The sequence below is a fragment of the Pseudidiomarina sediminum DSM 21906 genome, from assembly GCF_000423165.1.
In the GTDB taxonomy this organism is placed as follows: Bacteria; Pseudomonadota; Gammaproteobacteria; order Enterobacterales; family Alteromonadaceae; genus Pseudidiomarina; species Pseudidiomarina sediminum.
Map to the genome: position 1 here is coordinate 424282 of NZ_KE383983.1, position 24900 is coordinate 449181.

Consider the following 24900-nt stretch of genomic DNA (forward strand, 5'->3'; position numbering starts at 1 on the left):
TTGCGGTCAAGCGCGTTTTTTCTTTTCTTAGCGTGTCTCAAACGCATCAATCACACGTTTCACACCATTCGTATTGCGAGCAACCTCAACGGCTTGACGCGCCATTGTGCGGTCAACCAAGCCCATCAGAAACACCTCACCGTTCTCTGTTACCACTTTAATTTTACTTGGGTCAATGGCTTCATCGGTAACAAATTTAGCTTTGATTTTGCTGGTGATCCAACTGTCATTACTAATGGTTTTAAAGCTAATAACGTCGGCAGTGCGAAGCTCATTATGTACCTGTTGTACCCCCTCAACTTCAGCGGTAAGTTGGCGTGCTAACTGCGCGAGGTGAGCTTGTGGAACTTGGCCGATTAACAGCACAGCGCGGTTAAATGAGACCACTTGCACCCGACTATCCGCAAGTTGTTCTTCGCCTTTTAGACGGGCAATGACCTTGATCTCAATCGCTTGATCGTCGACTTGTGTACCGACCGTACGCGAGTCAGTCGCAGAGGAAATTCCTACCGCTGTGGCTCCGACAAGTGCGACGGCACAACCGGAGAGGGAAAGCAAGGCAACTAAGGCCGCAGTTGCAAGACGTAAACGTGTGTTCATCAATCGTCCTCCTGAGGAAATATTTGTTGCTCGGCGAGACTGCACAACATATTGACGAGCTGCAGTAAGTGCTCGCTAACACGGGCAGCATTGCGCGAAGGGATGCGGATTTCAACGTCATCAGGGCCAAGCAAGCCTCCGACCTCATGATCGGCGTCGTTGGTTAATGCGATGATCAACATATCTCGGCTCAGTGCGGCCTCCATCGCGCGGGTGACGCGCGGCGCATGACTGCCCGCATTGAGCACGATAAGTAAGTCATTCGGTTGACCGAAGGCAGAGATTTGTTGGGCGAAAATGGCTTCATGTTCATTCGCGCCGTAATCGGCGTGCAGCGCACTGACGGGGAAGGGGGGACGTTCAAACTGCAATCCAGTCAGCATGATATGTGCGAAATGGCGCGCACTCGCATGCGCCATGCTTTCCCCGCAGCAATATATTTTTTGCCCACAGAGTAGAGAGTCCACCAGTAAGCCCGCCGCGCGCATTAACGGCTCTTGGAGCAGATCGGCTGAGGCGATTTGGGTTTGGATGCACTCGGTAAAAATGGCTTTTACATGCTCTTGCATACGTCCTCATTAAAATGCATCGGGCAACCAGTGTAATTGTGCTGGCTGCTGACAAATAGCGATAACATCAAAACGCATAAGGGTCTGATGCTCGTCAAGTTTACGCGATAGTAAATAAAATTGAGCGCACCGTCTAATACGTTGACACTGAGCGCTGCTAATTTGTTCAACCACGGTGGCGAAATCTTCGTCGTGGCGGGTTTTCACTTCAATAAAGACCCAATGCTCACCGTCTTGAGCGATCACATCAATTTCGCCAAGTGGGCAACGGTAGTTGCGCGCGATAACCCGCAACCCGTGCTGTTCGAGATAGGCGCAAGCATCGTTCTCGCCTGCATTGCCCTGCCGTTTGGCGCGTGTGGTCACTCGAGGCTATCTACTTCAGGCACCACGTTATGACCGTCGTACTGGGCCCAATCGAGTTGCCGTTGCATATTATCTGGTGCACCGGTTAGGGTGCCGGTGAGGCCCGCGAGTTGATAGCCAGGTAACGCCGTTAAGACTTCATAGTGACGCACTAAGTTGACAGCGTCATGACCAAAGGCGGCGAGTCGCGCCAGCCCGGTGCTCCAATGTTGACGTTGGCGCAACAAGGCTTGTAACCGCTGATGTTGGGGATGATTTGGCAGTAACCATGGCAACTCGGTAAAACGCACGTTATCGAGGTCGTTTTCACTTAAAGCGTCGCCGCGAATATGGCTGGCTGACGTTGCATAAACCGGCAAGGCTTGCATGAATGGCGAGATAGTGACGTCAATAAAGGGTTTGAGTAAGCGCGTTTGCTCGATGGAGCCTGGTAGAAAAATCGCGTCAATGTCTGCGCGGCTGCGTGCTTCAGCATCGACAATAATTTTGCCCGCAGCAATTTTGACCTGCCAAATACGCGCTTCGCTATCGGTCACGCCAAGCTTTTCTTGAACGATGGCTTTCATATCGTCGGGAGTGCGATAAAAGCCTTGTTCGACCTTGCCTTCAGGCTGTAATTGATAAAATGCCTCGGCAAAGGTCTCAACCGCTTGTTTACCACGGTTGGAGTCGGCAGCAAGCACGAGCGGCTGTTGATATCCCTTGTCGGCAAAACGACGCGCAATTTGGGTGATTTCAGTTTCCGGTGCTAGCGCATACCAAAGATCTGGTATCGCGCCTAGCTCATCAATTGCGTTGAGCGCCATCCATTGCACGTTCTGAACTGCTGTTGTAGCGACTTGCTCAAGGTTGTCTTTAAGCAAGGGACCAATCAGCATATCTGCTTGCTCCGCTTGTAACACTTCAGCAAGTTGGCTGAAGTCAAACTGCGCGCTGTCCCGAATGGTGATGGTGAATTCAGGTGTTGCTTCAAGCGCGAGCACCATGCCATCCAACACGGCTTGCCCTTGTTCGGCATACTGACCGCTGAGAGGCAGTAACACCAAGGCGTGATGCGGCGCGTACTGCTCAATTTTTTCGCGCATCTGGCTGACCACAGCCTGGCCAGGGTGGTTCGGGTACCTGAGCTGCCAACCTTGTAATGCGCTTGGGTCCGCGCGAGTGACCTGCTGGTGAGCTGCTTGTAACAGCGCTAACCACGGTCTCGCAAGCTCACCCTGAGCACGCAATGCCGTTGGCTCTGGCGCATGTTTCAGATACGCCCAACTGGTTTGTGAATCGGTGTCTGCTTGTTGGGCGAGACGGTCTAATTCAAATTGTGCTGCTTGCTGGCGTTCACCGAGTTGCCAACTGAGATCGCGCGCCAGTTGTAAGGTCTCGAGGCTCGGTTGTTGTAGGAGCGGGGTAAGGCGTTGCATGGCATCGCGAAATTGCTGTTGATGGGCAAGCCAACGCGCCTGCGCAAATGTATAGCGGCGATGCTGGGACGCTGATAACGTCTGGTTAAAGCGCTCAACTTCGCTTAAGAGTACAGCGCTGGTTTGCCACGCGTGTGCGTCTTGACGCAGTTCTATTTCGGTCAACAGCAAGTTCAGTTGTTGCGCAGGATTGCTAAGCTGCGCAAGTTCCGCGAGAAAATCTTCAACGGTGCGCGCTGTCTGGGTTGGAGCTTCAGGCTCGAAAACGCTCGGCGCTTGTGTTTGCTGCGACGGTTTTGAGGGTTGCGGAGGCGTTGCACACGCCGCTAATAAACAAACACATATGCAGACCGATAACTTCTTTGGCACAATAGTCAACTTCACCACTTGCTACTCACTCTGAGTCTATCCATAGCTCTACTATAAACTCAGGCGATAGGGGACACAACGTGGTCGGCCATTTCTTACAAGGGGTTAACATGTCGCAGACGCAAGCGGGCACACTTTATATCGTACCTACACCCATTGGTAATTTGGGTGATTTGTCGCCTCGGGCACAGCAAGTATTGACCGATGTCGCAGCAATTGCTGCCGAAGATACCCGCCATAGCCGACAACTTTTGCAGCAGTTTGCGATCCAGAATGAGGTGTTCGCCTTGCATGAGCACAATGAACGTGAGCGCGCGCAGGCGGTGATTGCTCGGTTGCTGGCCGGTGATGACCTAGCCTTGATTAGTGACGCTGGCACGCCATTGATCAGTGACCCTGGCTATGTGTTGGTACAACAGTGTCGTACTGCCGGGGTGCGCGTGGTCGCCTTACCTGGCCCTTGTGCAATTACCACAGCCTTGTCTGCTGCTGGCTTACCGACCGATCGTTTTTCCTTTGAGGGGTTTTTACCGGCCAAGCCACAGCAACGCCGCAAAGTGCTGACCGCCTTATTAGAAGAGCCACGTACCATGGTCTTTTATGAGTCACCACACCGCATTTTAGCGACCCTCGAAGATTTAGCAGCAACCATCGGGCCTGATCGACAAATGGTGATGGGACGCGAGCTCACCAAGCAATTTGAGACTTATTTATCTGGCAGCATTGCTGAAGTGATGGCGCAGGTACAAGCGGATAGCAATCAGCAACGTGGCGAAATGGTGTTAATGCTTGCCGGTGCAACCTTGGTCGAAAGCGATGTGGATGTCGCTACTGCCCTGCGTACTGTAGCGATTTTACGGCAGCACTTGCCGTTGAAAAAAGCAGCGGCATGCGCAGCCGAAATACATGGTGTGCGTAAAAACCAGCTCTATCAGCTAGCGCTGGAGAGCGATAACACGTAGAATGCGCGCCAGAGTTAGCCAGACAATCGCTGCTTACCCTTGGGTAAGGGGAGGAAAGTCCGGGCTCCATAGGGCAGGGTGCCAGATAACGTCTGGGCGGCGTGAGCCGACGACAAGTGCAACAGAGAGCAAACCGCCGATGGCCTGCTTGCAGGATCAGGTAAGGGTGAAAGGGTGCGGTAAGAGCGCACCGCGCAGCTGGTAACAGTTTGTGGCTGGGTAAACTCCACTCGGAGCAAGGTCAAATAGGGGTTCATTGGCGCGGCCCGCGTTGAACCCGGGTAGACTGCTTGAACGCAGGTGTAAACCTGCGTCTAGACGAATGATTGTCCACGACAGAACCCGGCTTATCGGCTAACTCGCCAATTATGTTTCTTGCAAAACGCGATAAAGGCTTCCAGGCGCATGTTCTGGCCATAGTAAAAGCCTTGTTGGTAATGACAGCCTTTATCGCGCAAGAAGTTCGCTTGCGCTGCGGTTTCTACACCTTCGGCGACAACCACCATATCTAAGGTCTGGGCGATTTGGATCAAGGCGCTAACCAAGGCGGTTTGGCGTCGATTGTTCGGAACTTCACGTAAAAAGCCTCGGTCAATTTTAATCACGTCAATCGGGTACGAGCGCAGGTAGTTCAGGCTTGAGTACCCGGTGCCAAAGTCATCGATAGCTAAATGTACTCCCGCGGCGCGCAATCGATGTAAATTAAAGAGTTGCCGTTCCTTGTTGCGCATCAGCATGGACTCGGTAATTTCAAGCATCAGACGATCCGCCGGCATTTGATGTTTTTGTAGTGCGCTGAGCCAGTTAAAAGCAACGTCTTTGTCATTAAATTCGCGTGGCGAGCGGTTCACGGCGACGGTAATATCGAGCCCTTGGGCACGCATCTCTTGCCAGTCTTTAAGTACTTGCGCCAGCACAAATTCACCGAGTGCAACAATGGCGCCAGACTTTTCGGCGATAGGGATAAAGTCACTGGGAGGAATCAAACCGCGCTCGGGGTGCTGCCAGCGGATCAGTGCTTCACAACGGGCGACTTTTCCTGATTCCGTGGTAATCACCGGCTGATACTCGACATGAAACTGTTGTTGTTCCAGCGCTGTCACCATTTCATGATGCAGGGCGATATGTTGCTCAGTATCGCGACGCAGCTGTTCGTCAAAGAAAGACACCGACAACGAGCCCGTTGCTTTAGCTGCATACATCGCGACTTCGGCATGCTTAATCAGTTGCTGGGCGGCGATGGCATCTTGCGGGAAGAGAGCGATGCCCGCGCTCGCCGTCACATTGATTGGGTTACGTCGAATCGATACCGTGCGCATCAATTCGGCGATTAATGCCTTGGCACGGGTTTCAATGTCTGCCAATTCTTCGCTATTGGCAAAGACCACCGCGAATTCATCGCCTCCAACGCGCGCGATCAAGTCAGCGCTTGTGAGGTTGCTTTGCAAGCGTTGCGCCGCATGACGCAGCAGTTCATCACCAATATCCTGCCCGAGGGCATCGTTGATATCGCGCAAGTGATCCAGATCGAGCATGACCAAGGCAAACCCTTGTTCTTGTCGATGGCTTTGTATGATGTGCGCTTCAAGTTGCTGCTGAAAATAGTAGCGGTTGGACAAGTCAGTAAGTGGGTCAAAGCGGGCTTGATAGCTAATGGTATGGACGGCTTTGCGTAACCGATGCTGGGTCATGATTAAAATGAGGAAAGCAAACACAATGGTTGCGGTTAGCGCTCCACCGACGAGCCACTGCTGCCATAACCGCTGGTCAGCAGGAATCCAAGCGTGCCCACGAGGAGCAACAGCGAGTTCCCACGTGTCTCCGGGTACCTGAATATGGGTGAAAATAGGATCATTGGTTAAGGTGTTGGAGAAACCCGCAACTGGCTCCGTTGCACCAGAAATCGCCCGCCGTTGAATAAAGAACTGGTATTCAGGGTGGTCGTAAAAGCCGACCTGAGTAAAAAAGTGTTCTTGGTCAATGACCAGTGAGGCAATGCCCCAAAAGGAACCATCGGCTTGGAAAATAGGCAAGCGAGCGATCAGTGCAGTGCCACCTTGGAGGAGGTGCACCGGACTACTTAAAAGAATGTCTTGGCGGGCGATAGCCCGCAAAATTTCATGATACTGGTTCCCCACTTGACGATAGTCCAGACCAATCAAGTCCTCATTCCCAGCAGAGGGATAAATAAAGCTTACTTTTAAGTCTGGGGCTAGGGCGAGATGGCGGATGTCGAGGTTGGTATCGAGGAATTCATCAATGACATTCTGCAAGCGTTGCCGATCCGGCGTATCTTGCCAAAAAATCTCTGGTTTTAGCGCATGTAAAACCAGTACGTTCGCTTGAATACGTTGCTCAATGGTGGCACGCATCGCACTCATGTGTTCAAACGCGCGTCGCTTTTCCGTTTCGCGTCGCTGCGCTTGTTCATTTTCGATAACACTCTGCGTTGCGTAAAGAAGTGCAACTGCAATGATAAATAATCCGCAAAGATCGCGGAGTAGCCGAAATCGTGCTTGGCGCAGCGTCAAAGGTTGAGTGCTTTTATGTAAGCGGTTGATTAGTTTACGCAATTTTGTTTTTTATTAGAGTTATTGTGCGTTATTAAAGCATCATCTAGCACAATCTGCATCGCGTCAAGCCCTGTTGCACGTCGCAAAGCTCCGATTTTTACCTTGACAGTGGGAAAGACGGACACCTAGACTGTTACATTGTGGGGATTTGTGGGTAATAGTGGATCAAAAACTATGTTTCGTGGTGCAGCAGCATTAAATCTTGATGATAAAGGCCGTCTGGCGATACCGACCAAGTATCGTAAGAGCCTTATGCTGGACTGCGAAGGGCAGATGGTTTGTACCATCGACATAAAGCAGCCGTGTTTATTGCTTTATCCTTTGCCTGAATGGCAAATCATTGAACAAAAACTTACCACCTTATCTAGCATGAACCCCGCGGAGCGTCGTCTCCAGCGTTTGCTGCTAGGTCACGCCGAAGATTGCCAGATGGACAAAAGCGGTCGTATTTTGATTGCTTCAACACTGCGCCAGCACGCAGATCTTGATAAAAGGATCATGATTGTGGGGCAGTTGAATAAGTTCGAACTCTGGTCTGAAGCGGCATGGCAGGCACAGATTGCCAATGATATGGCAGCAGAGCAACAAGACGACTTGGCACTCAGTGAACGTTTACAAGATTTCTCATTATAATGACAAACGCGCCGCAACATGTCTCGGTGCTGCTACAGGAGTCGCTTGAGGCTCTTGCCATCAGACCAGACGGAACTTATTTAGATGCCACCTTCGGTCGAGGGGGGCACTCGCGCGCCATTTTGTCACAACTCAATGACAATGGCCGCTTAATTGCACTCGATCGCGACCCCACCGCGATTGCGGCTGCACAGGCTTTTGCCGATGATCCCCGCTTTTCGATTGTCCACACCCCTTTCTCAGAACTCAGTGATGTTCTCGATGCGCAGCAGTTGCGCGGTAAATTAGACGGTATTTTGTTTGATCTTGGTGTCTCATCCCCACAACTTGATGATGCTGAGCGCGGCTTTAGTTTTATGCGTGAGGGTCCATTGGACATGCGTATGGATACCAGCCGTGGACAAACTGCCGCGGAATTCTTAGCACATGCGAGTGCTGACGAAATTGCTTTCGTGCTACGCGAATATGGTGAAGAACGCTTTGCTTGGCGGATCGCGCAAGCGATTGTGCAACAGCGCGAAGAAACGCCGTTGCAAACCACAAAACAACTGGCACAGCTGATTGATCAAGCGGTGCCGTTTAAAGACAAACATAAGCATCCAGCGACGCGCAGCTTCCAAGGTATTCGCATTCACATTAATGGTGAGCTGGATGAGATTGAGCAAGCATTAACAGCAGCCGTCGCAGGCTTGAAAAGCAAGGGTCGCCTTGCGGTCATCAGCTTCCACAGTTTAGAAGACCGTCTGGTGAAGCGCTTTATGCGCGCGCAAGCAAAAGGGAAAGAAATCCCGGCTGGCTTGCCACTGCGTGACGATCAAATTGATCGTGGGCAAACCCTGCGCCTGATTGGTAAGGCGATAAAGCCAAGCGCGGCTGAGATTAAAGCCAACCCACGAGCGCGTAGCTCGGTCCTTCGCATCGCAGAGAGGTTGCCGTATGAGCAGAGCTAGCCGCGTGCCAGGATTACTCACTGTATTATTCAGCGATTTACGGCAGCAGAAGCTGGCGTTGGTGCTCTTCGTCTGCATTCTCGCATCGGCTTTTGCGGTGATTTATGTCGCCCATACCAACCGCTTGCTGACCATTGAGCGCGATGAGCTATTGTCGCAACGCGATCAGATCGATATCGAGTGGCGCCACCTACAAATTGAGCAAACCACTTTGACGGAACACAGCCGCGTGGAACGCATTGCCAGTCAGCGTTTAGGCATGGTGCGTCCAGAGGGTAAGCAGGAGGTCTTAGTGCCATGGCAGTAACACCTCGCAAACGCAGCAATAAGCGCAATGTGCAACCGCACCTCGGACAGGGGCGGTTCTACTTTGCGCTATTTGTCGTGTTTGTTGTGTTTGGGAGCTTAGTGGCGCGTGCCGCCTATATTCAGGTGATTGAACCTGAACAACTTATTTTTGAAGGGGATCGCCGCTCACTGCGGGTGGATCCTACCGAGGTACAGCGTGGCACTATTGTTGACCGACATGGCCGTGAATTGGCTGTGAGCGTGCCGGTGCAAACAGTTTGGGCAGACCCAAAACGTATCCATGAAAACGGCGGTCTTGCCAATAAAGAGCGTTGGCTGGCGCTTGCCGAGGTGTTTCGGACTGACGTTGATACGCTGCTTGGGCGTGTCGAAGACCCCAATCGTCGTTTTGTTTACCTTGAGCGTAAAGTGACCCCAGCGGTCGCTGAATATGTACGGCAGTTGGGAATTCCTGGCATTTATCTAAAAACGGAGTCACGCCGTTTTTATCCGACCGGCGAAATTGCCGCTCACTTGGTGGGCTTTACTGATATCGACGGTACCGGTATTGAAGGTCTTGAAGCGGCCTACAACGAAGTGCTTACAGGGAAGCCGGGAGAGCGGCTTTACCGCAAGGACGCACAAGGACGGGTTGTTGAAGAAGTGCGAGTGACCGCAGCAGAACAACCACAACAATTAACCTTGAGTATTGACCAACGTTTACAATCACTTGCCTATGCCGAGCTAAAAAAAGCCGTGCGCTATCATCAGGCAACCTCGGGCTCAGCGGTGATTGTCGATGTCAAAACTGGCGAAGTGCTGGCCATGGTCAACAGCCCGTCCTTTAACCCAAACAACCGGAGTGATTTGCAAGCGCACCGGATGCGTAACCGTGCCATCACTGATGCCTATGAGCCTGGCTCAACGATGAAACCTTTGGTGGTGTTGGCCGGGCTTGAAGCTGGCGTGATTGAAAAAGATGATGTGATTGATACCAGCCCCGGCTGGATGCGCCTCGGTGGGCGCCGGGTGAGTGACCCGATTAACCGCGGTGAATTGACCATTACCGAGATTTTACAGAACTCCTCCAACATGGGCTCGTCCAAAATTGCGCTCCGCACGGGCGTGGAGCAACTGCTTGCAACCTATGCAGCAGTTGGATTCGGTAATGACACAGGAATCGCTATGATTGGTGAAAGCTACGGTGTGTTGCAACACCGTACTCGTTGGTCTGATTTTGAAGTGGCCACACTATCCTTTGGTTACGGATTGACAGCGACTACGCTGCAATTGGCGCAAGCCTATAGTGTCGTCGCGAACGGTGGTATCTATCGTCCGCTGACCATTCAGCGTCGCGCAGAAGGTGAATTATTGCCAGGCACCCAAGTGGTGAAGCGTGAGAATGCGGAAGCTGTACTGCACATGCTGGAGCAGGTGGTGGCTGACGGTAGTGCACGTAATGCACGCGTGCCGGGCTACCGCGTTGCAGGTAAAACTGGTACTGCGCGAAAAGCGGTCGCTGGGGGATATGGGGACGAATATGTCACCTTGTTTGCTGGCATCGCGCCAGTTAGTGACCCACGCATTGCAGTGGTGGTGACGGTGAACGAACCGAGTGGCGATGACTACTACGGGAGTACGGTCTCCGCGCCAATTTTTGCCGAGATTGTCGGCGATGCGTTGCGGGCGATGAATATTGCCCCTGATCACATCGAAGACACACAGCTACGCGTGGCGGGCTTTGGAGGTGCGCAGTGATGCCATTATCGCAACTGTTACCGGACTACCCCATGCCGCTGCCATTGTTACACGTGGGCGGTTTAAAATTAGATAGTCGCAGTGTCGCCCCGGGCGACGCTTTTGTTGCTGTACCTGGGTATCAGGTGGATGGTCGAGACTATATTGCTGCAGCGGTCGGTGCTGGGGCGCAAGTGGTCTTGTGCGAATCTGACGGCTACGGCATTAGTGCGCATGGTAAGGCCTACGTGGTCGAAGTGCCGCAGCTTAAATCAAAACTTTCTGAACTCGCTGGGCGCTTCTTTGGGCATCCTGGCGCAGCCATGCAAGTGGTGGGCGTAACTGGTACCAACGGCAAAACCTCGGTGACCTATCTTATCGCCGAATTATTGCAAGGGCTTGGTGTTCGTGCCGGAGTGATAGGTACGACTGGCAGTGGCTTTCCCGGCGCATTACTTCCGGAAACGCATACCACACCAGATCCGATTGCCGTGCAGCAGCGTTTGGCAGCATTGCGCGCCGAGGGTGCCACCGTGGTCGCGATGGAAGTTTCATCGCATGCACTCGTGCAGCGTCGCGTTGAAGCTGTACCTTTTGCGGTTGGCGTCGCCACCAATATCAGCCGCGATCACCTTGACTATCACGGCACTATGGCCAACTACGCCGACGCCAAACGCCGCCTATTCACGGAATTGAGCACAGCGCAGGCTGTACTCAATCTGGATGACGCGGCGTTGACTGCGTGGCTGCCTGATCGTCCCGATGCATGGCGTTTTAGTCTGCAGCCACAGGCACATCCGCGCTGTGTTTACGCCGAAACGATTCGTTATACCGACGATGGCACCTTATTTGAGCTGAATTTCCCGGTGGCAGAAGGGCGCCAGACAGTGGCTGTACACTCGCCATTGCTTGGCGAGTTTAATGTCTACAATTTGCTGGCAGCAATGGTCGCTGTGGCGCAGCTAGGTCATGATTGGCGTGCCATTTGTCAGGTGGTGACGCAAATCAAAGCTGTCCCGGGCCGTATGGAAGCCTTCCACGGCGAGGGCAAAGCCATGACCTTGGTCGATTACGCCCATACCCCAGATGCCTTGCAACAAGTGCTAAGTGCTGTGCGTCGCCATTGTAAAGGCGAACTGTGGTGTGTGTTTGGCTGTGGCGGCGATCGTGATCGCGGCAAACGTCCTCAGATGGGCGCTGTCGCTGCACGCTACGCTGATCGGGTGGTGGTGACCGATGATAACCCGCGCACGGAACGTCCTGAGCAAATCGTCAATGATATTTTGACCGGCATTCCACAACAAACTGACGTTGAGGTGCTGTTTGGTCGGCGGGAAGCTGTGGCACAAGTCATTGCCAAAGCGCAGCCTGAAGACGTCATCGTCCTCGCGGGTAAGGGGCATGAAGATTATCAAGTGATTGGACATGAGCGGGTTGCCTACGACGAACGCGCTTGGGTTGCGGCAATCATGGGAGGCGAACATGATTAAGACCGACTTGATTTGGGCCACCCGAGCGGTGGACGGCCAATTGTTTGGCGATAACCTTGCGATTGCGACGGTGAGTACGGATACCCGTGAATTACCGCCAAACTGCTTATTTATTGCCCTGAAAGGGCCCAACTTCGATGCCCATGATTTTATTCAAGACGCCGTCGCGAAAGGCGCTGCGGCAGTCTTGGTCGAGCGCCGCGTTACGCTGCCTGAAGAGCTACAAGTACCGCAGATTGTGGTGCAAGATACCCGTCACGCGCTGGGGCAGCTGGGTGCTGCAGTCAAAGCGACAGTGCAGCCAAAAACGATCGCCATCACGGGTAGTAGTGGTAAAACCACGGTCAAAGAGATGCTGGCTGCAATGCTCAGTCGTCAAGGGAATGTATTGGCTACCGCTGGCAACTTTAATAATGACATCGGTGTGCCCTTAACCTTATTGCGCCTTGAACCACAGCATGATTTTGCAGTGGTCGAATTAGGTGCGAATCATCTCGGTGAAATTGCTTACACCACGCGCCTGACACAGCCTGATGTGGCCATCATTAATAATGTTGCGCCGGCTCATGTTGAAGGCTTTGGCAGTGTGCATGGTGTGTTTCGCGCGAAATCTGAAATTTTTAAAGGCCTGAATGCTGACGGGTTGGCGCTAACACCAAGCGCCTCTGAGTTTGCCCGCTGTTGGCAGCAGCAGGTCACCCATTGCCAGCATTTGACCTTTGGTCAAACGGCAGATGCCGGCATACGTGCAACAGAGGTTGAGGTTGATGCGCAAGGGTGTGCCAGTTTTACCATTCATTTGCCGAGTGCTCTCGCGCCAGCAACCGAGCAACAAGCGCGCATTCACTTGAGCTTGCCAGGTTTACATAATGTTGACAATGCGCTGGTAGCTATTGCAGCTGCTGTTGCGGTAGGTTGTCCGCTCGCCGATGCTCAGGCCGCGTTAAAGCATTTAAAACCGGTGCCTGGTCGTATGCAGGTGCTCCCTCTTAGTGCCGACATCAAGCTAATTGATGACAGTTACAACGCCAACGTAGGTTCCGTAAAAGCCGCACTTGATATGCTCGCTGTGTATCAAGGTTTGCGCATTATGGTGTTGGGCGATATGGGAGAGCTTGGTGAGCAAGCGCGCCAATATCATGAAGAGGTAGGTGCGTATGCGATTGACGCCGGTATCGATAACTTATTTACGCTAGGCGTGTTAAGTCAAAGCGCGAGTGAAGTATTTAATGGCAGAGGAGGTAAGCACTTCTCTGATGTGACGACGCTTGTTGAGACGATTCTAACGACTACGCAAGGCGCAGCAACGCCAATCACGATTCTAGTGAAAGGTTCGCGTAGTGCGCATATGGAACGGGTGATCGAAGCTTTACAAACGCGAGCTGCTGAGCTGCATTCAAGTTTAACGCCAGAAGGAAACCAAGCATGCTAGTTTGGCTAGCTGATTATCTCACTCAATTTGCCAGTGGCTTTAATGTCATTTCGTACCTGACGATGCGCGCGATTTTAAGCGTGCTGACGGCGTTGTTGATTTCATTATGGATGGGACCACGCCTGATTCGCTATTTGCAACGTTTGCAAATTGGTCAGTCGGTGCGTGATGACGGCCCACAGTCGCATTTAAGTAAAGCCGGTACCCCAACCATGGGGGGCTTGTTGATCATCGCGGCCATCGTCATTTCGACATTACTTTGGGCGGATTTGTCGAATCGTTACGTGCAAGTGCTGTTGGGCGTTGTGCTTGGTTTTGGTTTGGTGGGCTTTGTTGATGATTACCGCAAGGTGGTGCAGAAAAACTCGCGCGGTTTGCCCGCCAAGTGGAAGTATTTTTGGCAATCACTGATTGCGACGGTGGCGGCAGTCGTGCTCTATGCCAATGCGACGGTTGGTGCCGAGACGCAACTACTGGTGCCGTTCTTTAAAGATGTCATGCCACAGTTGGGTTTGTTGTACATCTTGTTGGCGTATTTCGTGGTGGTCGGAACCAGTAACGCCGTGAACTTGACCGATGGTCTCGATGGTTTAGCGATTGTTCCAACCATCATGGTCGCTGGCGCACTAGGTATTTTTGCGTACGCCTCAGGGAACACCAATTTTGCAGAATACCTGAATATTCCTCACCTGCCGTTGTCGGGCGAGTTGCTGGTGGTCTGTATGGCTATTTGTGGCGCGGGCTTAGGGTTCTTATGGTTTAACACCTATCCAGCGCAAGTTTTTATGGGCGACGTGGGTTCGTTAACCCTTGGTGCTGCACTGGGAATTATTGCGGTGATGGTACGCCAAGAACTGATTCTATTCATCATGGGCGGCGTGTTCGTGATGGAAACCTTGTCGGTGATGTTGCAGGTCGGTTCGTACAAACTGCGTGGCAAGCGCGTGTTTCGGATGGCGCCTATTCACCATCACTATGAATTAAAAGGGTGGCCAGAACCGCGCGTGATTGTGCGTTTTTGGATTTTGTCACTGGTATTTGTGTTGATTGGTCTTGCGACCTTGAAACTACGCTAAGGAACCAACGTGAGTTATCTTGCTGCACTGCACACATATGAAACGATAGGGGTGGTTGGCCTTGGCCAGTCAGGCTTGTCGTGTGTGCGCTTTTTGTTGCAGCAAGGGATTACGCCGCGGGTGTTTGATACGCGCGAAGCTCCACCACAGGCCGAGCAGCTTAAACATTTGGACGCAACCCTTACGCTCACCACTGGGCCGCTTGATATTGCTGAGTTGCTGACCTGTGATGTGCTGATCGTTGGGCCTGGGTTGGACTTACGCCTGCCGGCGTTGCAGATGGCTGCAGATGCGGGCATCCCATTGGTTGGCGATGCTGACGTTTTTGCGCAGTTTGCGCAAGCACCGGTATTAGGTATTACTGGCTCTAATGGCAAATCGACGGTCACCCAGTTGACCGGCGAGTTACTCAGTGCTGCGGGACTGAACGTTGCTGTCGGTGGCAATATTGGCGTGCCGATGCTCGATGTTTTGGCCGACGATGTGGACGTTTACGTGCTGGAATTGTCGAGCTTTCAACTCGATTTGATGCACGATCTGCACCTGCATGCGGCGACCTTACTGAATATCAGTGATGATCATCTTGATCGCTACAATGGCGCAGACGCTTATGCCGTCTCGAAGCACCGCATTTATCAACAGGTCGACTATGCGATTTGGAATCGCGATCAGCGCAGTACAGCGCCGCTGCACGTGCCTGTGGCTCAGCAGTTAAGCTTTGGCACCGACGCTGCGGCGACCACCCCTGGCCAGTTTGGCATTTCGGCGTTCCCAGACCCACAGATCTGTCATGGTGCTACGCCGATTGTCGCGGTCGATGACTTGCCATTAGCGGGCCTGCATAACGTCTTGAACGTGCAAGCTGCGCTGGCCTTAGTGAGTACCTTAAACGTGGCGCTAAACGACCTAGTGCCAGCGCTAAAGAGCTTTCATGGCCTACCACATCGCTGTGAACTGGTAGCTGAACAAGGCGGCGTGCGCTGGGTCAATGATTCGAAAGCAACCAATATTGGCGCCGCCGAAGCTGCGATTTATGGCCTGCGGCCGTTGGTGGAAGGCAAACTCATTCTAATTGCTGGTGGAGATGGCAAAGGCGCCGACTTTGCCACGTTCCGTGATGCGTTGGCGCAGGTTGATGCGTTAATAGTGCTCGGGCGCGACGGCAATCGCATTGCTGCGTTTCATCCGCATGCACAGCGTGCTGTCGATTTGAATGAGGCTGTGCGCCTTGCGGCCGCGGAGACGGTTCCGGGCAGCACCGTGCTGCTCGCCCCAGCCTGCGCAAGTTTAGATATGTTTAATAGTTATCAGCATCGCGGTGATGTGTTTAAAGCCGCGGTCGTCGAGCAGCTGGCCGAGGTGATGCATGACTGAGACCACGGCACGCCAAGAACAACAACTCGAATTAGGAATTGCTGAAGGCCGTGCGACAGGGCAGCCTTGGCAGCGGATACGCGACTGGTGGTTACCCGAGCAACATGTGTTGTACGACCGTGTATTGCTGTGGTTAGCCTTGGGGTTACTTGCCTTTGGCTTTGTGATGGTAAGCTCAGCGTCGTTTCCGATTGCGGAGCGCCTGACCGACAACCCTTTTCATTTTGTCATTCGTCATAGCATGTACTTGGTGCTGGGCTTAGGCCTGCTGGCAACCACAGTACAAGTGCCAGTGAATTGGTGGTTTAAAGGCAGTGCCGTACTGTTACTCAGTGCCTTGGCGGCGCTGGTGCTTGTGCTGGTGGTCGGGCATGAAGTTAATGGTGCGCGCCGTTGGATTAAAATTGGGCCGATGACCTTACAGGTAGCCGAGTTGGCCAAGTTTTTCTTTGTGATTTACTTGAGTAGTTATTTATCACGCCGCATTGATCTTGTGCAGGAAAACCTACAAGACTTCATTAAGCCTTTGGTGGTGCTGTTCTTTTTTGCTGTGCTACTGCTCATGCAGCCCGACTTTGGCTCACTGGCGGTAATGGTCAGTATCGTGGTGGGGATGCTGTTTCTTGCTGGCGCAAGACTCTGGCAGTTCTTCGCCATCATGATTGTTTTGGCCTTCGGCTTAACCTTATTGATTATCAAAGAACCCTACCGGATGAAGCGGGTCACCTCTTTCTTAGACCCTTGGCAAGATCCGTTCGGTAGCGGTTATCAGCTCACCCAGTCGTTGATGGCGTTTGGACGCGGTGACTGGACCGGGCAAGGCTTAGGCAACAGTATTCAGAAGTTACAGTACCTACCTGAAGCGCACACCGATTTTATTATGGCGGTGGTCGGTGAAGAGCTTGGCTTTTTAGGCATTGTCGCCGTGCTTGCTGCCGTGCTTGCGATTGTGTTGCGGGCACTATGGATTGGTCGCCGCTGTTTGCAAAAAGATCAACGCTTTGGTGCCTTCATTGCTTATGGCATTGGCATTTGGTTCGCGTTCCAAGCGCTCGTAAACATTGGTGCCGCCGCAGGCATGTTACCGACCAAAGGCTTGACCTTACCGTTAGTATCATACGGTGGTACCAGTTTGTTAGTGAGCTGTGCCGCCCTCGGCTTATTGCTACGTATTGATTATGAATGGCGTGTGGCCAGCGTGAAAGTGGCACCACGTGCAGGGCGAAGTAAAGCGAAAACCACTCGGAGGGCGCGCGCATGAGTACCATTATGATCGCTGCCGCCGGTACCGGTGGACACGTATTTCCGGCCCTTGCGGTCGCTGAAATGTTGCGGCAGCGCGGGCATACTATTGTTTGGCTGGGAACCACCGAGCAACGCATTGAAGCACGCGTGGTGCCAACTGCTGGCTTTACCCTTGAGCAAATCGCCATGCAAGGGCTACGAGGTCATGGTTGGCAGCGCAAGCTGCTATTACCGTGGCGCATGCTGAAAGCCATCGCACAATGTCGGCGTTTGTATCGGCAGCATCATGCTGACCTGGTGGTGAGCTTTGGTGGTTATGTGTGCGGACCCGCCGGACTGGCTGCCCGTAGCGCGGGTATTCCTTTGTTAGTGCATGAACAAAATGCCGTCGCCGGCATGACCAATAAATTGTTAGCGCGCTTTGCGCAGCAGGTAATGTTGGGCTTTGCGGATGCGCAAGCGCAGTTACCGAATGGCGAAGTGACGGGGAATCCGTTGCGTGCCGAATGGGCAGCGCCGAGCGAACGCGAGCCGCACGATGGTCTGCGCGTGTTAGTCGTCGGCGGTAGCTTAGGCGCCCAAGCGTTGAACACCGCGGTGCCGCAAGCGCTGGCGCAATTGAGTCAGCGTGAGCAACTGGACGTGTTACATCAATGTGGTGTGGGCGTTAGTGCTGGGGTCGAGCGTGACTACGCCCAACACGGCCTGAAAAATGTGCGAGTCACTGAATTTATTGAACAAATGCATGCGGCCTATCAGTGGGCCGATGTGGTGATTTGTCGGGCCGGAGCCTTAACCGTGAGTGAACTTGCGGTGGTGGGGACACCGGCGATTTTTGTGCCGCTACCACACGCCGTCGACGATCATCAAACCGCCAACGCAAACGCGCTTGCAAAAGTCGGCGCTGGCGTGGTGTTACCGCAACCTAAGTTGCTTGAAATAACGCCTTTGGCCGAGATTCTAGAGCAGTGGCTGGCGACGCCAGCCGAACTGGAACACATGCGCACGCAAGCCCACAAAGCGGCGTGCCCTAATGCAACCCAAGCGGTTGTGGAGCGTTGTGAACAATGGATATGAAAACAGCAGCACCAAGTACAGTACAGGTTCCTGAGATGCGTCGCGTACGCCGCATTCATTTTGTCGGTATCGGCGGCGCAGGGATGGCCGGCATCGCTGAGGTCTTGCTGAACCAAGGTTATGCGATTTCAGGCTCTGATATCGGTGAAAACGCCAATACCCAACGCTTGCAGGGATTGGGGGCAGAGATCTTTATCGGTCACGCAGCGAGCAATGTTAGCGCGGCCGATGTGGTGGTGGTGAGCTCGGCCATTCGTCCTGACAATAGTGAATTAACAGCGGCCAAAGAGGCCTTTATTCCGATCGTGCGGCGTGCTGAGATGCTCGCTGAATTGATGCGTTTCCGGCACGGCGTTGCGGTAGCGGGTACGCATGGTAAAACGACGACAACCTCGTTGTTGGCCAGCGTCTTTGCCGAAGCAGAACGTGATCCTACCTTCGTGATCGGTGGCTTACTGAATAGTGCTGGCAGTAATGCGCGGCTGGGCTCGAGTAAGTATTTGATTGCTGAGGCCGACGAGTCAGATGCGTCCTTTTTGCACTTGCAGCCGATGGTCGCGGTGGTGACGAATATCGAAGCTGACCATATGGATACCTATGGCGGTGACTTCAATCGGATGCTTGACACCTATATCGATTTTTTACACAACCTGCCGTTTTACGGCTTGGCGGTGATGTGCATTGATGACCCAGTGATCCGCGAGTTGTTGCCACGGGTTGGACGTCAGCTGACTACCTATGGCTTTAGCGACGATGCTGATGTTCGTGGTAGCGATTATGCACAGCATAGTGGCGAGAGCCGCTTTGTGGTACACCGCAAAGGCCGTGAGCCACTGGCGGTAACAGTGAATTTACCTGGCCGACACAATGCCTTAAATGCGCTTGCGGCGATCGCGGTGGCGACCGATGAAGGGATTGAGGATGCGGCGATTCAAGGTGCGCTCCAGCAATTTGGCGGTATTGGTCGTCGATTCCAGCGTTTGGGTGAGTTTCCATGTCAGCGCGAGGAGCAAACCGGCGAAGTGATGCTGATTGACGATTATGGTCACCATCCAACCGAGGTCGCGGCGACCATTGCAGCGGCGCGCGCAGGCTGGCCAGAGCATCGGATTGTGATGGCATTTCAGCCGCACCGCTACTCGCGCACACGTGATCTCTATGATGAGTTTGTCTCGGTGCTCGCGGAAGTAGATGTACTACTTTTACTTGATGTTTATAGTGCCGGTGAAGCCGCGGTCCAAGGTGCGGATAGTCGTGCGTTGACAAAATCGCTCCGGATGCGTGGTAAAGCCGAGCCTATCTACGTTGGTGACCGCGGTGAGTTGATGCGGGTGTTGGCCGATATTTTGCGTCCGAACGATTTGGTTCTTGCCCAAGGCGCCGGTAATATTGGCGCGATTGCGCGTGAGTTGGCACTTACTCAACTTGAACCGCAAGCCTTACGGGCTGCAGCCGAGGATTATGAGGAGTCGCAACGATGAGTGAATTTGGCAAAGTTGCCGTGCTACTCGGTGGTGATTCAGCCGAACGTGAGGTCTCCTTACGCTCCGGGCAGGCGGTGACGGAAGCGCTGCGTCGCGCCGGTGTGGATGCGCACCCGTTTGATCCTGCGCACAACCCTCTGAGTGAATTGATTGAACAAGGCTTCGAGCGGGTGTTTAACGTCTTACATGGTCGCGGTGGCGAGGATGGCACCATCCAAGGTGCGCTGCAGTATTTAGGCTTGCCTTACACCGGTAGTGGCGTATTGGCGAGCGCTGTCGCGATGGATAAAGTGAAAACCAAGCAAATTTGGCAAGCCTGTGGTTTGCCGATTGCGCAGAGCGAAGTGGTGCTACGTGACCAACCGGTTGATTTCGCTCAGTTGCTTCAGCAACTTGGTGGCAAAGTGATGGTGAAGCCTGCCCAAGAAGGCTCGAGCATTGGCGTGTGCCCTGCTGAAACGGTTGCCGAGTTGGCTGATGCTGTGGCGCAAGCGCACACGTTTGACCGCGAGGTGTTGGTGGAAAGTTGGCTGACTGGGCCTGAGTACACTATTGCGATTTTAGACGGTAAAGCCTTACCGGTGATCCGCTTGGAAACCACCCATGCGTTTTACGATTATGAGGCCAAGTATCAAACTGGGGATACCTTGTATCATTGTCCGGCTGGGCTTGATAACGTGGAAGAAATGGCGTTGCGACAGTTGGCTGAACGCGCGTTTGCGAGTTTAGCAGGCGAAGGTTGGGGACGTATTGACGTCATGTGCGATAAAATGGGCAACTACCGTTTATTAGAGGCCAACATGGTGCCGGGAATGACCCAGACAAGCTTGGTGCCAATGGCTGCGAAAGCTGCTGGCATGAGCTTCGAGCAACTGGTAGTGGCTATTTTACGGTCTAGCGAGGGCTAATATGGCCAGCACTGCGCGTGCATTAAATTGGCAGTTTTGGTCAGGCCTGGCGTTCTTTTTAGTGGTCGTGGCGAGCACCTTTACCGGGATTGGCTGGTTGTATTACACGGCGATGGATGCGCAGGAAGTACCGATTAAGCGGCTTTTGGTGCAAGGGGAGTTGCAGTATGTTGCGCCAGCTGATGTGCGGGAAACCTTGCTAAGTGACCCACTGGGCAGCTTTTTCTCGGCCGACGTCGATCGCATTCGCGCCCAGATTGAAGCGATGCCTTGGGTCGCTAAGGCTTCGGTACGAAAAGAGTGGCCTGACATTTTGAAAGTGTTCGTGGTGGAACAACAGCCACTCGCACATTGGAATGCAAATGAGCGTGATGATGCTTTGGTCAATCAAGCAGGGGAAGTGTTTTACGCGGATAAGAGCCGCTTGACAGTTAGGTTACCCTACTTGTCGGCACCAGAGCATGCGTTGACGCAAGCGGTACAGCAATACCGCGATTTACAAGAGCTATTGCAGTTGAACGGATTTGCAGTGCAAGAGGTCGCGTTAAGCGAGCGTTTTGCCGTCGAAGTGGTGTTACAAGATGGCGTGGTGTTACGCCTTGGTCGAGAAGCATTGTTTGAGCGCATTCAGCGGTTTATTGATTTATATCCGCAACTGCAAGGGCATCGTGATGATGCCGTCGTTGATGCAGTGGACTTAAGATACGATACGGGTGTCGCGGTAAGTTGGCGCGCACCAGACGAGCAACAGGAAGAGAGTTAAAAGGCATGTCAAAAGCAACAGAGCGAAATATGGTTGTTGGCTTGGATATCGGCACCAGTAAAGTGGTGACGTTGATCGGTGAAGTCATGCCTGACGGCGAAATTAGCGTGATTGGCGTTGGTGCTGCCGCTGCCCGAGGTATGGATAAGGGTGGCGTGAACGATTTGAACTTAGTCGTACAGTCGATTCAACGTGCCGTGGAAGAAGCTGAGTTGATGGCGGATTGCCGTATTGCATCCGTCTATTTGAATATTTCGGGCCGCCACATCGCTTGCCAAAACGAAAGTGGCATGGTGCCGATTAACGAAGCGGAAGTCACCCAAGACGACGTTGATAGCGTGATCCATGCCGCCAAAGCTGTGCCGATTGCGCAAGAGCGCCGCATTTTACATGTGTTGCCACAAGAATTTGTGATCGACTCGCAAGAGAGTATTAAAAGCCCTATTGGCATGTCGGGCGTACGGATGGAATCGAAAGTCCATATTGTTACCTGTGCCAATGATATGGCGAAGAATATTGAAAAAGCCGTTGAACGTTGTGGTTTGACCGTTGATCGCCTGATTTTCTCAGCGCTTGCCTCAAGTTACTCGGTGTTGACCGAAGATGAAAAAGACTTAGGCGTGGCGTTGGTCGATATGGGAGCAGGTACCATTGATATCTGTATTTATACCGGTGGCGTGCTGCGTCATACGGCGGTTATTCCGGCGGCCGGTAACCAGGTGACCAGTGATATTGCGAAAATTTTCCGTACACCATTGAATCATGCGGAAGAAATCAAGACCAAGTATGCATGTGCGCTTTGTCAGCTGGTGAGCAAGGACGACAATATCGAAGTGCCATCGGTCGGCGGGCGTCCATCACGCGTGATGCAGCGCCATATTTTAGCGGAGGTTGTAGAGCCTCGTTATCAAGAGCTGTTTGAATTGATCCGTGATGAAATTAAAAACAGTGGGTTAGATGAGCAGATCGCCGCTGGTATCGTGTTAACCGGTGGTTGCGGCCGGATGGAAGGCGCCATTGAGTTTGCGGAAGAAATCTTCCAAATGCCGGTGCGCCTCGGCGAACCTCTGGGCACCAAAGGGTTGAGTGATTATGTGCAAGATCCAACCTATGCCACAGCGGTAGGTTTGTTGCGCTACGGGCAAAAAGATCTGCAATCACGTCAAGAAGACCCACGTGACAATAATGTCATTGGTTTGTGGAAGCGGGTGCACGGCTGGTTTAAAGGCGAATTTTAAGAAAAACAACGCTTTGGAAAAGTTTTTTGGGGTAGTACAATAAGCAGGTAGAAAGGAGAAACAACATGTCTGAAGTATTCGAAGTAGTCGACAACTTTGACAGCGATGCGGTCATTAAGGTCATCGGTGTAGGTGGCGGCGGTGGTAACGCCGTAAAACACATGATCAGTGAATCCATTGAAGGAGTGCAGTTCTTAGCTGCAAACACTGACGCGCAGTCATTACGTAATCATGGTGCTCACGTGACCATTCAACTTGGTGATGAAATGACCAAGGGATTGGGGGCTGGCGCAAACCCAGAAGTGGGTCGTCAAGCTGCAGAAGAGACCAGAGAAGAGATTAAAAAACACCTTGAAGGTGCGGACATGATCTTTATCGCCGCCGGTATGGGTGGTGGCACGGGAACCGGTGCTGCACCTGTGGTTGCCGAAGTGGCTCGTGATCTTGGTATCTTGACCGTTGCGGTGGTCACCAAGCCGTTCCCATTTGAAGGGCGCAAGCGTATGGCTGTTGCCGACGAAGGTATCGCGCAATTGGGGCGTTATGTTGACTCGTTGATTACCATTCCGAACGAGAAGCTGTTGAAAGTGCTTGGCAAGGGCACCAGCTTGCTTGATGCATTCAGTGCCGCCAACAATGTGTTATTGGGCGCTGTGCAAGGTATCGCGGATCTGATCACGCGTACTGGTTTGATTAACGTCGACTTTGCAGACGTACGTGCAGTTATGCGTGAAATGGGTACCGCGATGATGGGTACCGGCATTGCGCGTGGTGAAGAGCGTGCGCAAGAAGCCGCTGAGATGGCGATTAATAGCCCACTGTTGGAAGACATCGATCTGTCTGGCGCGCGGGGCGTATTGGTGAATATCACCGCTGGCCTTGATATGAGCATCGACGAGTTTGAAACCGTTGGTAGCACGGTGAAAGCTTTTGCCGCTGAAAATGCAACGGTGATCGTGGGAACTGTTATTGATCCAGAGATGTCTGAAGAAATGCGCGTTACCGTTGTGGCAACAGGTATTGGTGCAGAGCGTAAGCCAGATATCTCGTTAGTGAATAGTGGTCGCGAGAAGGCGCGTGAGCAAGGCTACAGCAATAATCGCTCTGGTGGTTACCAAACCGGTGGCGCTGCGACTGCACGTGCACTTGAGCCAGAAACTGAAGCTTACGAAAGCGAAGAGTATGACGTGCACGCTGAAAAACCAGCGAGCAAGCCACAATCGCAAAGCGGCAAGGATATGGACTATTTAGATATCCCTGCATTCTTGCGCCGTCAAGTGGACTAAGCGTCCGCTCGATAGCGTTAAGTAAGCGTAAAGAATTCGCGTATTCGCAAGTAAAATTGCGAAAAGAACAGATTTTGGGTAAAATATTGCGCCTTTAACTGGCCAGACGAGAAGAGTGAGAACGACATCGAATGCTGAAACAACGCACAATTAAACAACCTATTGCGACCACAGGTGTGGGTCTGCACAAAGGTAATAAGGTTCAATTGACGCTACGTCCAGCTCCAGCCAATACCGGTTTGGTGTTTCGTCGTGTTGATTTAAAACCTGCGGTTGATATTCGTGCCGACGCTGGGTTGGTGCGCGATACCCGTATGTGCACATGTTTGATCAATGACGAAAACGTTCGCGTGTCGACAGTTGAACACCTTCTTGCAGCAATCGCTGCGATGGGTATCGACAACCTCATCATCGAAGTGAACAGCCATGAGATTCCAATCATGGACGGTAGCTCGCATCCTTTTATATACCTGCTACAGAGTGCGGGCATCGAGGAACAAGGCGTAGCGAAAAAATTTATCCGAATCAAACAACCGGTGCGTGTTGAAGACGGTGACAAATGGGCGGAACTACTACCCCATAATGGTTTCCGCATTGATTTTGCCATCGACTTCGATCACCCGGCCATCGCTGATACCAATCAGGTCGTCAGTATGGACTTTAGTACCACCAGCTTCATGAAAGATATTAGCCGGGCGCGTACGTTTGGTTTTATGAAAGATATCGAATTCTTGCGCGCTAACAACTTAGCGCTGGGTGGGAGTTTTGACAACGCTGTGGTGTTGGACGAATTCCGCATCTTGAACAGCGACGGTTTGCGTTATGACGATGAGTTCGTCAAGCATAAAGTACTCGACGCAGTGGGCGACCTCTATATCGGTGGCCATGCCATTTTGGGGCATTTACGTGCGCACAAATCAGGTCATGCGTTGAATAACCAGTTGCTGCGAGCCGTACTTGAAACGCAAGAGGCTTGGGAATTTGTCACCTTTGAGGATGAGGCGGCCGAATCGCCCATCGCTTTTGCGAGTCCACTTACCGCTTAAACGAAAGCCTGCATCA

General features: G+C 52.6%; 21 protein-coding genes, 1 other RNA gene and 1 pseudogene. 18 read left to right on the forward strand and 5 right to left on the reverse strand.

What is annotated here, in order from left to right:
* Window positions 1-27: 27 nt before the first annotated feature.
* From dolP to G535_RS0107315, 4 genes are read right to left on the reverse strand one after another with little or no spacing between them, the layout of a single operon-like run.
* On the reverse strand, window positions 28-600 hold the full coding sequence (dolP, locus tag G535_RS0107300; RefSeq protein WP_026861463.1) for a division/outer membrane stress-associated lipid-binding lipoprotein: 573 nt from the start codon (window positions 598-600) through the stop codon (window positions 28-30).
* Window positions 600-1169 carry an SIS domain-containing protein gene (locus tag G535_RS0107305; RefSeq protein WP_026861464.1) on the reverse strand — a complete coding sequence of 190 codons (570 nt, stop codon included), beginning with the start codon at window positions 1167-1169 and terminating at the stop codon, window positions 600-602. Before G535_RS0107305 ends, dolP begins: the two co-directional genes overlap by 1 nt.
* A 9-nt stretch (window positions 1170-1178) precedes the next feature.
* Window positions 1179-1535: a YraN family protein gene (locus G535_RS0107310; RefSeq protein ID WP_026861465.1), complete on the reverse strand. Its 357-nt coding sequence runs from the start codon at window positions 1533-1535 to the stop codon at window positions 1179-1181.
* The gene (locus G535_RS0107315) at window positions 1532-3340 is read right to left on the reverse strand and encodes a penicillin-binding protein activator (protein ID WP_026861466.1); all 1809 of its coding nucleotides are present in this window, start codon (window positions 3338-3340) and stop codon (window positions 1532-1534) included. Before G535_RS0107315 ends, G535_RS0107310 begins: the two co-directional genes overlap by 4 nt.
* Before the next feature lie 92 nt (window positions 3341-3432).
* On the opposite strand from G535_RS0107315, the gene rsmI reads away from it, so the two are divergent.
* Complete coding sequence (gene rsmI, locus G535_RS0107320; protein ID WP_026861467.1) at window positions 3433-4284, forward strand: 16S rRNA (cytidine(1402)-2'-O)-methyltransferase; 852 nt, start codon at window positions 3433-3435, stop codon at window positions 4282-4284.
* A gap of 10 nt (window positions 4285-4294) precedes the next feature.
* Window positions 4295-4650, forward strand: an RNA gene (rnpB, locus tag G535_RS13965) — RNase P RNA component class A.
* Between the two features lie 104 nt (window positions 4651-4754).
* Here rnpB and G535_RS14385 read toward each other — a convergent pair.
* Window positions 4755-6665 (reverse strand): annotated as a pseudogene (locus G535_RS14385) (putative bifunctional diguanylate cyclase/phosphodiesterase); the annotation flags it as partial.
* A 366-nt stretch (window positions 6666-7031) separates the two neighbouring features.
* Here G535_RS14385 and mraZ point away from each other — a divergent pair.
* From mraZ to lpxC, 16 genes are all read left to right on the forward strand, one after another.
* Window positions 7032-7490, forward strand: a complete 459-nt coding sequence (mraZ, locus tag G535_RS0107330) for a division/cell wall cluster transcriptional repressor MraZ (protein ID WP_026861468.1) — start codon at window positions 7032-7034, stop codon at window positions 7488-7490.
* Window positions 7487-8440 (forward strand): 16S rRNA (cytosine(1402)-N(4))-methyltransferase RsmH, encoded by a 954-nt coding sequence (rsmH, locus tag G535_RS0107335; RefSeq protein ID WP_198678980.1) that lies wholly within the window; start codon window positions 7487-7489, stop codon window positions 8438-8440. The genes mraZ and rsmH overlap by 4 nt, the downstream gene beginning before the upstream one ends.
* Window positions 8427-8747, forward strand: coding sequence for a cell division protein FtsL (gene ftsL / locus G535_RS0107340; protein WP_026861470.1), 321 nt, complete (start codon window positions 8427-8429; stop codon window positions 8745-8747). The genes rsmH and ftsL overlap by 14 nt, the downstream gene beginning before the upstream one ends.
* The gene (locus tag G535_RS0107345) at window positions 8738-10486 is read left to right on the forward strand and encodes a peptidoglycan D,D-transpeptidase FtsI family protein (protein WP_026861471.1); all 1749 of its coding nucleotides are present in this window, start codon (window positions 8738-8740) and stop codon (window positions 10484-10486) included. The genes ftsL and G535_RS0107345 overlap by 10 nt, the downstream gene beginning before the upstream one ends.
* Complete coding sequence (gene murE / locus G535_RS0107350; protein ID WP_026861472.1) at window positions 10486-11955, forward strand: UDP-N-acetylmuramoyl-L-alanyl-D-glutamate--2,6-diaminopimelate ligase; 1470 nt, start codon at window positions 10486-10488, stop codon at window positions 11953-11955. The genes G535_RS0107345 and murE overlap by 1 nt, the downstream gene beginning before the upstream one ends.
* Window positions 11948-13387 (forward strand): UDP-N-acetylmuramoyl-tripeptide--D-alanyl-D-alanine ligase, encoded by a 1440-nt coding sequence (locus G535_RS0107355; RefSeq protein ID WP_026861473.1) that lies wholly within the window; start codon window positions 11948-11950, stop codon window positions 13385-13387. The genes murE and G535_RS0107355 overlap by 8 nt, the downstream gene beginning before the upstream one ends.
* The gene (gene mraY, locus G535_RS0107360; RefSeq protein ID WP_026861474.1) at window positions 13381-14463 is read left to right on the forward strand and encodes a phospho-N-acetylmuramoyl-pentapeptide-transferase; all 1083 of its coding nucleotides are present in this window, start codon (window positions 13381-13383) and stop codon (window positions 14461-14463) included. The genes G535_RS0107355 and mraY overlap by 7 nt, the downstream gene beginning before the upstream one ends.
* A gap of 9 nt (window positions 14464-14472) precedes the next feature.
* Entirely contained in the window at window positions 14473-15837 is a 1365-nt protein-coding gene (gene murD, locus G535_RS0107365) for a UDP-N-acetylmuramoyl-L-alanine--D-glutamate ligase (RefSeq protein WP_026861475.1), read from the forward strand.
* Complete coding sequence (gene ftsW, locus G535_RS13185; RefSeq protein ID WP_034727880.1) at window positions 15830-17098, forward strand: cell division protein FtsW; 1269 nt, start codon at window positions 15830-15832, stop codon at window positions 17096-17098. The genes murD and ftsW overlap by 8 nt, the downstream gene beginning before the upstream one ends.
* Window positions 17095-18159, forward strand: coding sequence for an undecaprenyldiphospho-muramoylpentapeptide beta-N-acetylglucosaminyltransferase (gene murG, locus G535_RS0107375; protein ID WP_026861476.1), 1065 nt, complete (start codon window positions 17095-17097; stop codon window positions 18157-18159). The genes ftsW and murG overlap by 4 nt, the downstream gene beginning before the upstream one ends.
* Window positions 18150-19640: a UDP-N-acetylmuramate--L-alanine ligase gene (gene murC / locus G535_RS13190; protein ID WP_051207029.1), complete on the forward strand. Its 1491-nt coding sequence runs from the start codon at window positions 18150-18152 to the stop codon at window positions 19638-19640. Before murG ends, murC begins: the two co-directional genes overlap by 10 nt.
* The gene (locus G535_RS0107385) at window positions 19637-20551 is read left to right on the forward strand and encodes a D-alanine--D-alanine ligase (RefSeq protein WP_026861477.1); all 915 of its coding nucleotides are present in this window, start codon (window positions 19637-19639) and stop codon (window positions 20549-20551) included. Before murC ends, G535_RS0107385 begins: the two co-directional genes overlap by 4 nt.
* Window position 20552: 1 nt before the next feature.
* Window positions 20553-21314, forward strand: coding sequence for a cell division protein FtsQ/DivIB (locus G535_RS0107390; RefSeq protein WP_026861478.1), 762 nt, complete (start codon window positions 20553-20555; stop codon window positions 21312-21314).
* A 5-nt stretch (window positions 21315-21319) separates the two neighbouring features.
* Complete coding sequence (ftsA, locus tag G535_RS0107395; RefSeq protein ID WP_026861479.1) at window positions 21320-22552, forward strand: cell division protein FtsA; 1233 nt, start codon at window positions 21320-21322, stop codon at window positions 22550-22552.
* 65 nt (window positions 22553-22617) lie between these two features.
* On the forward strand, window positions 22618-23838 hold the full coding sequence (ftsZ, locus tag G535_RS0107400; protein ID WP_026861480.1) for a cell division protein FtsZ: 1221 nt from the start codon (window positions 22618-22620) through the stop codon (window positions 23836-23838).
* A gap of 131 nt (window positions 23839-23969) precedes the next feature.
* Complete coding sequence (gene lpxC / locus G535_RS0107405; protein WP_026861481.1) at window positions 23970-24884, forward strand: UDP-3-O-acyl-N-acetylglucosamine deacetylase; 915 nt, start codon at window positions 23970-23972, stop codon at window positions 24882-24884.
* Window positions 24885-24900: the final 16 nt, after the last annotated feature.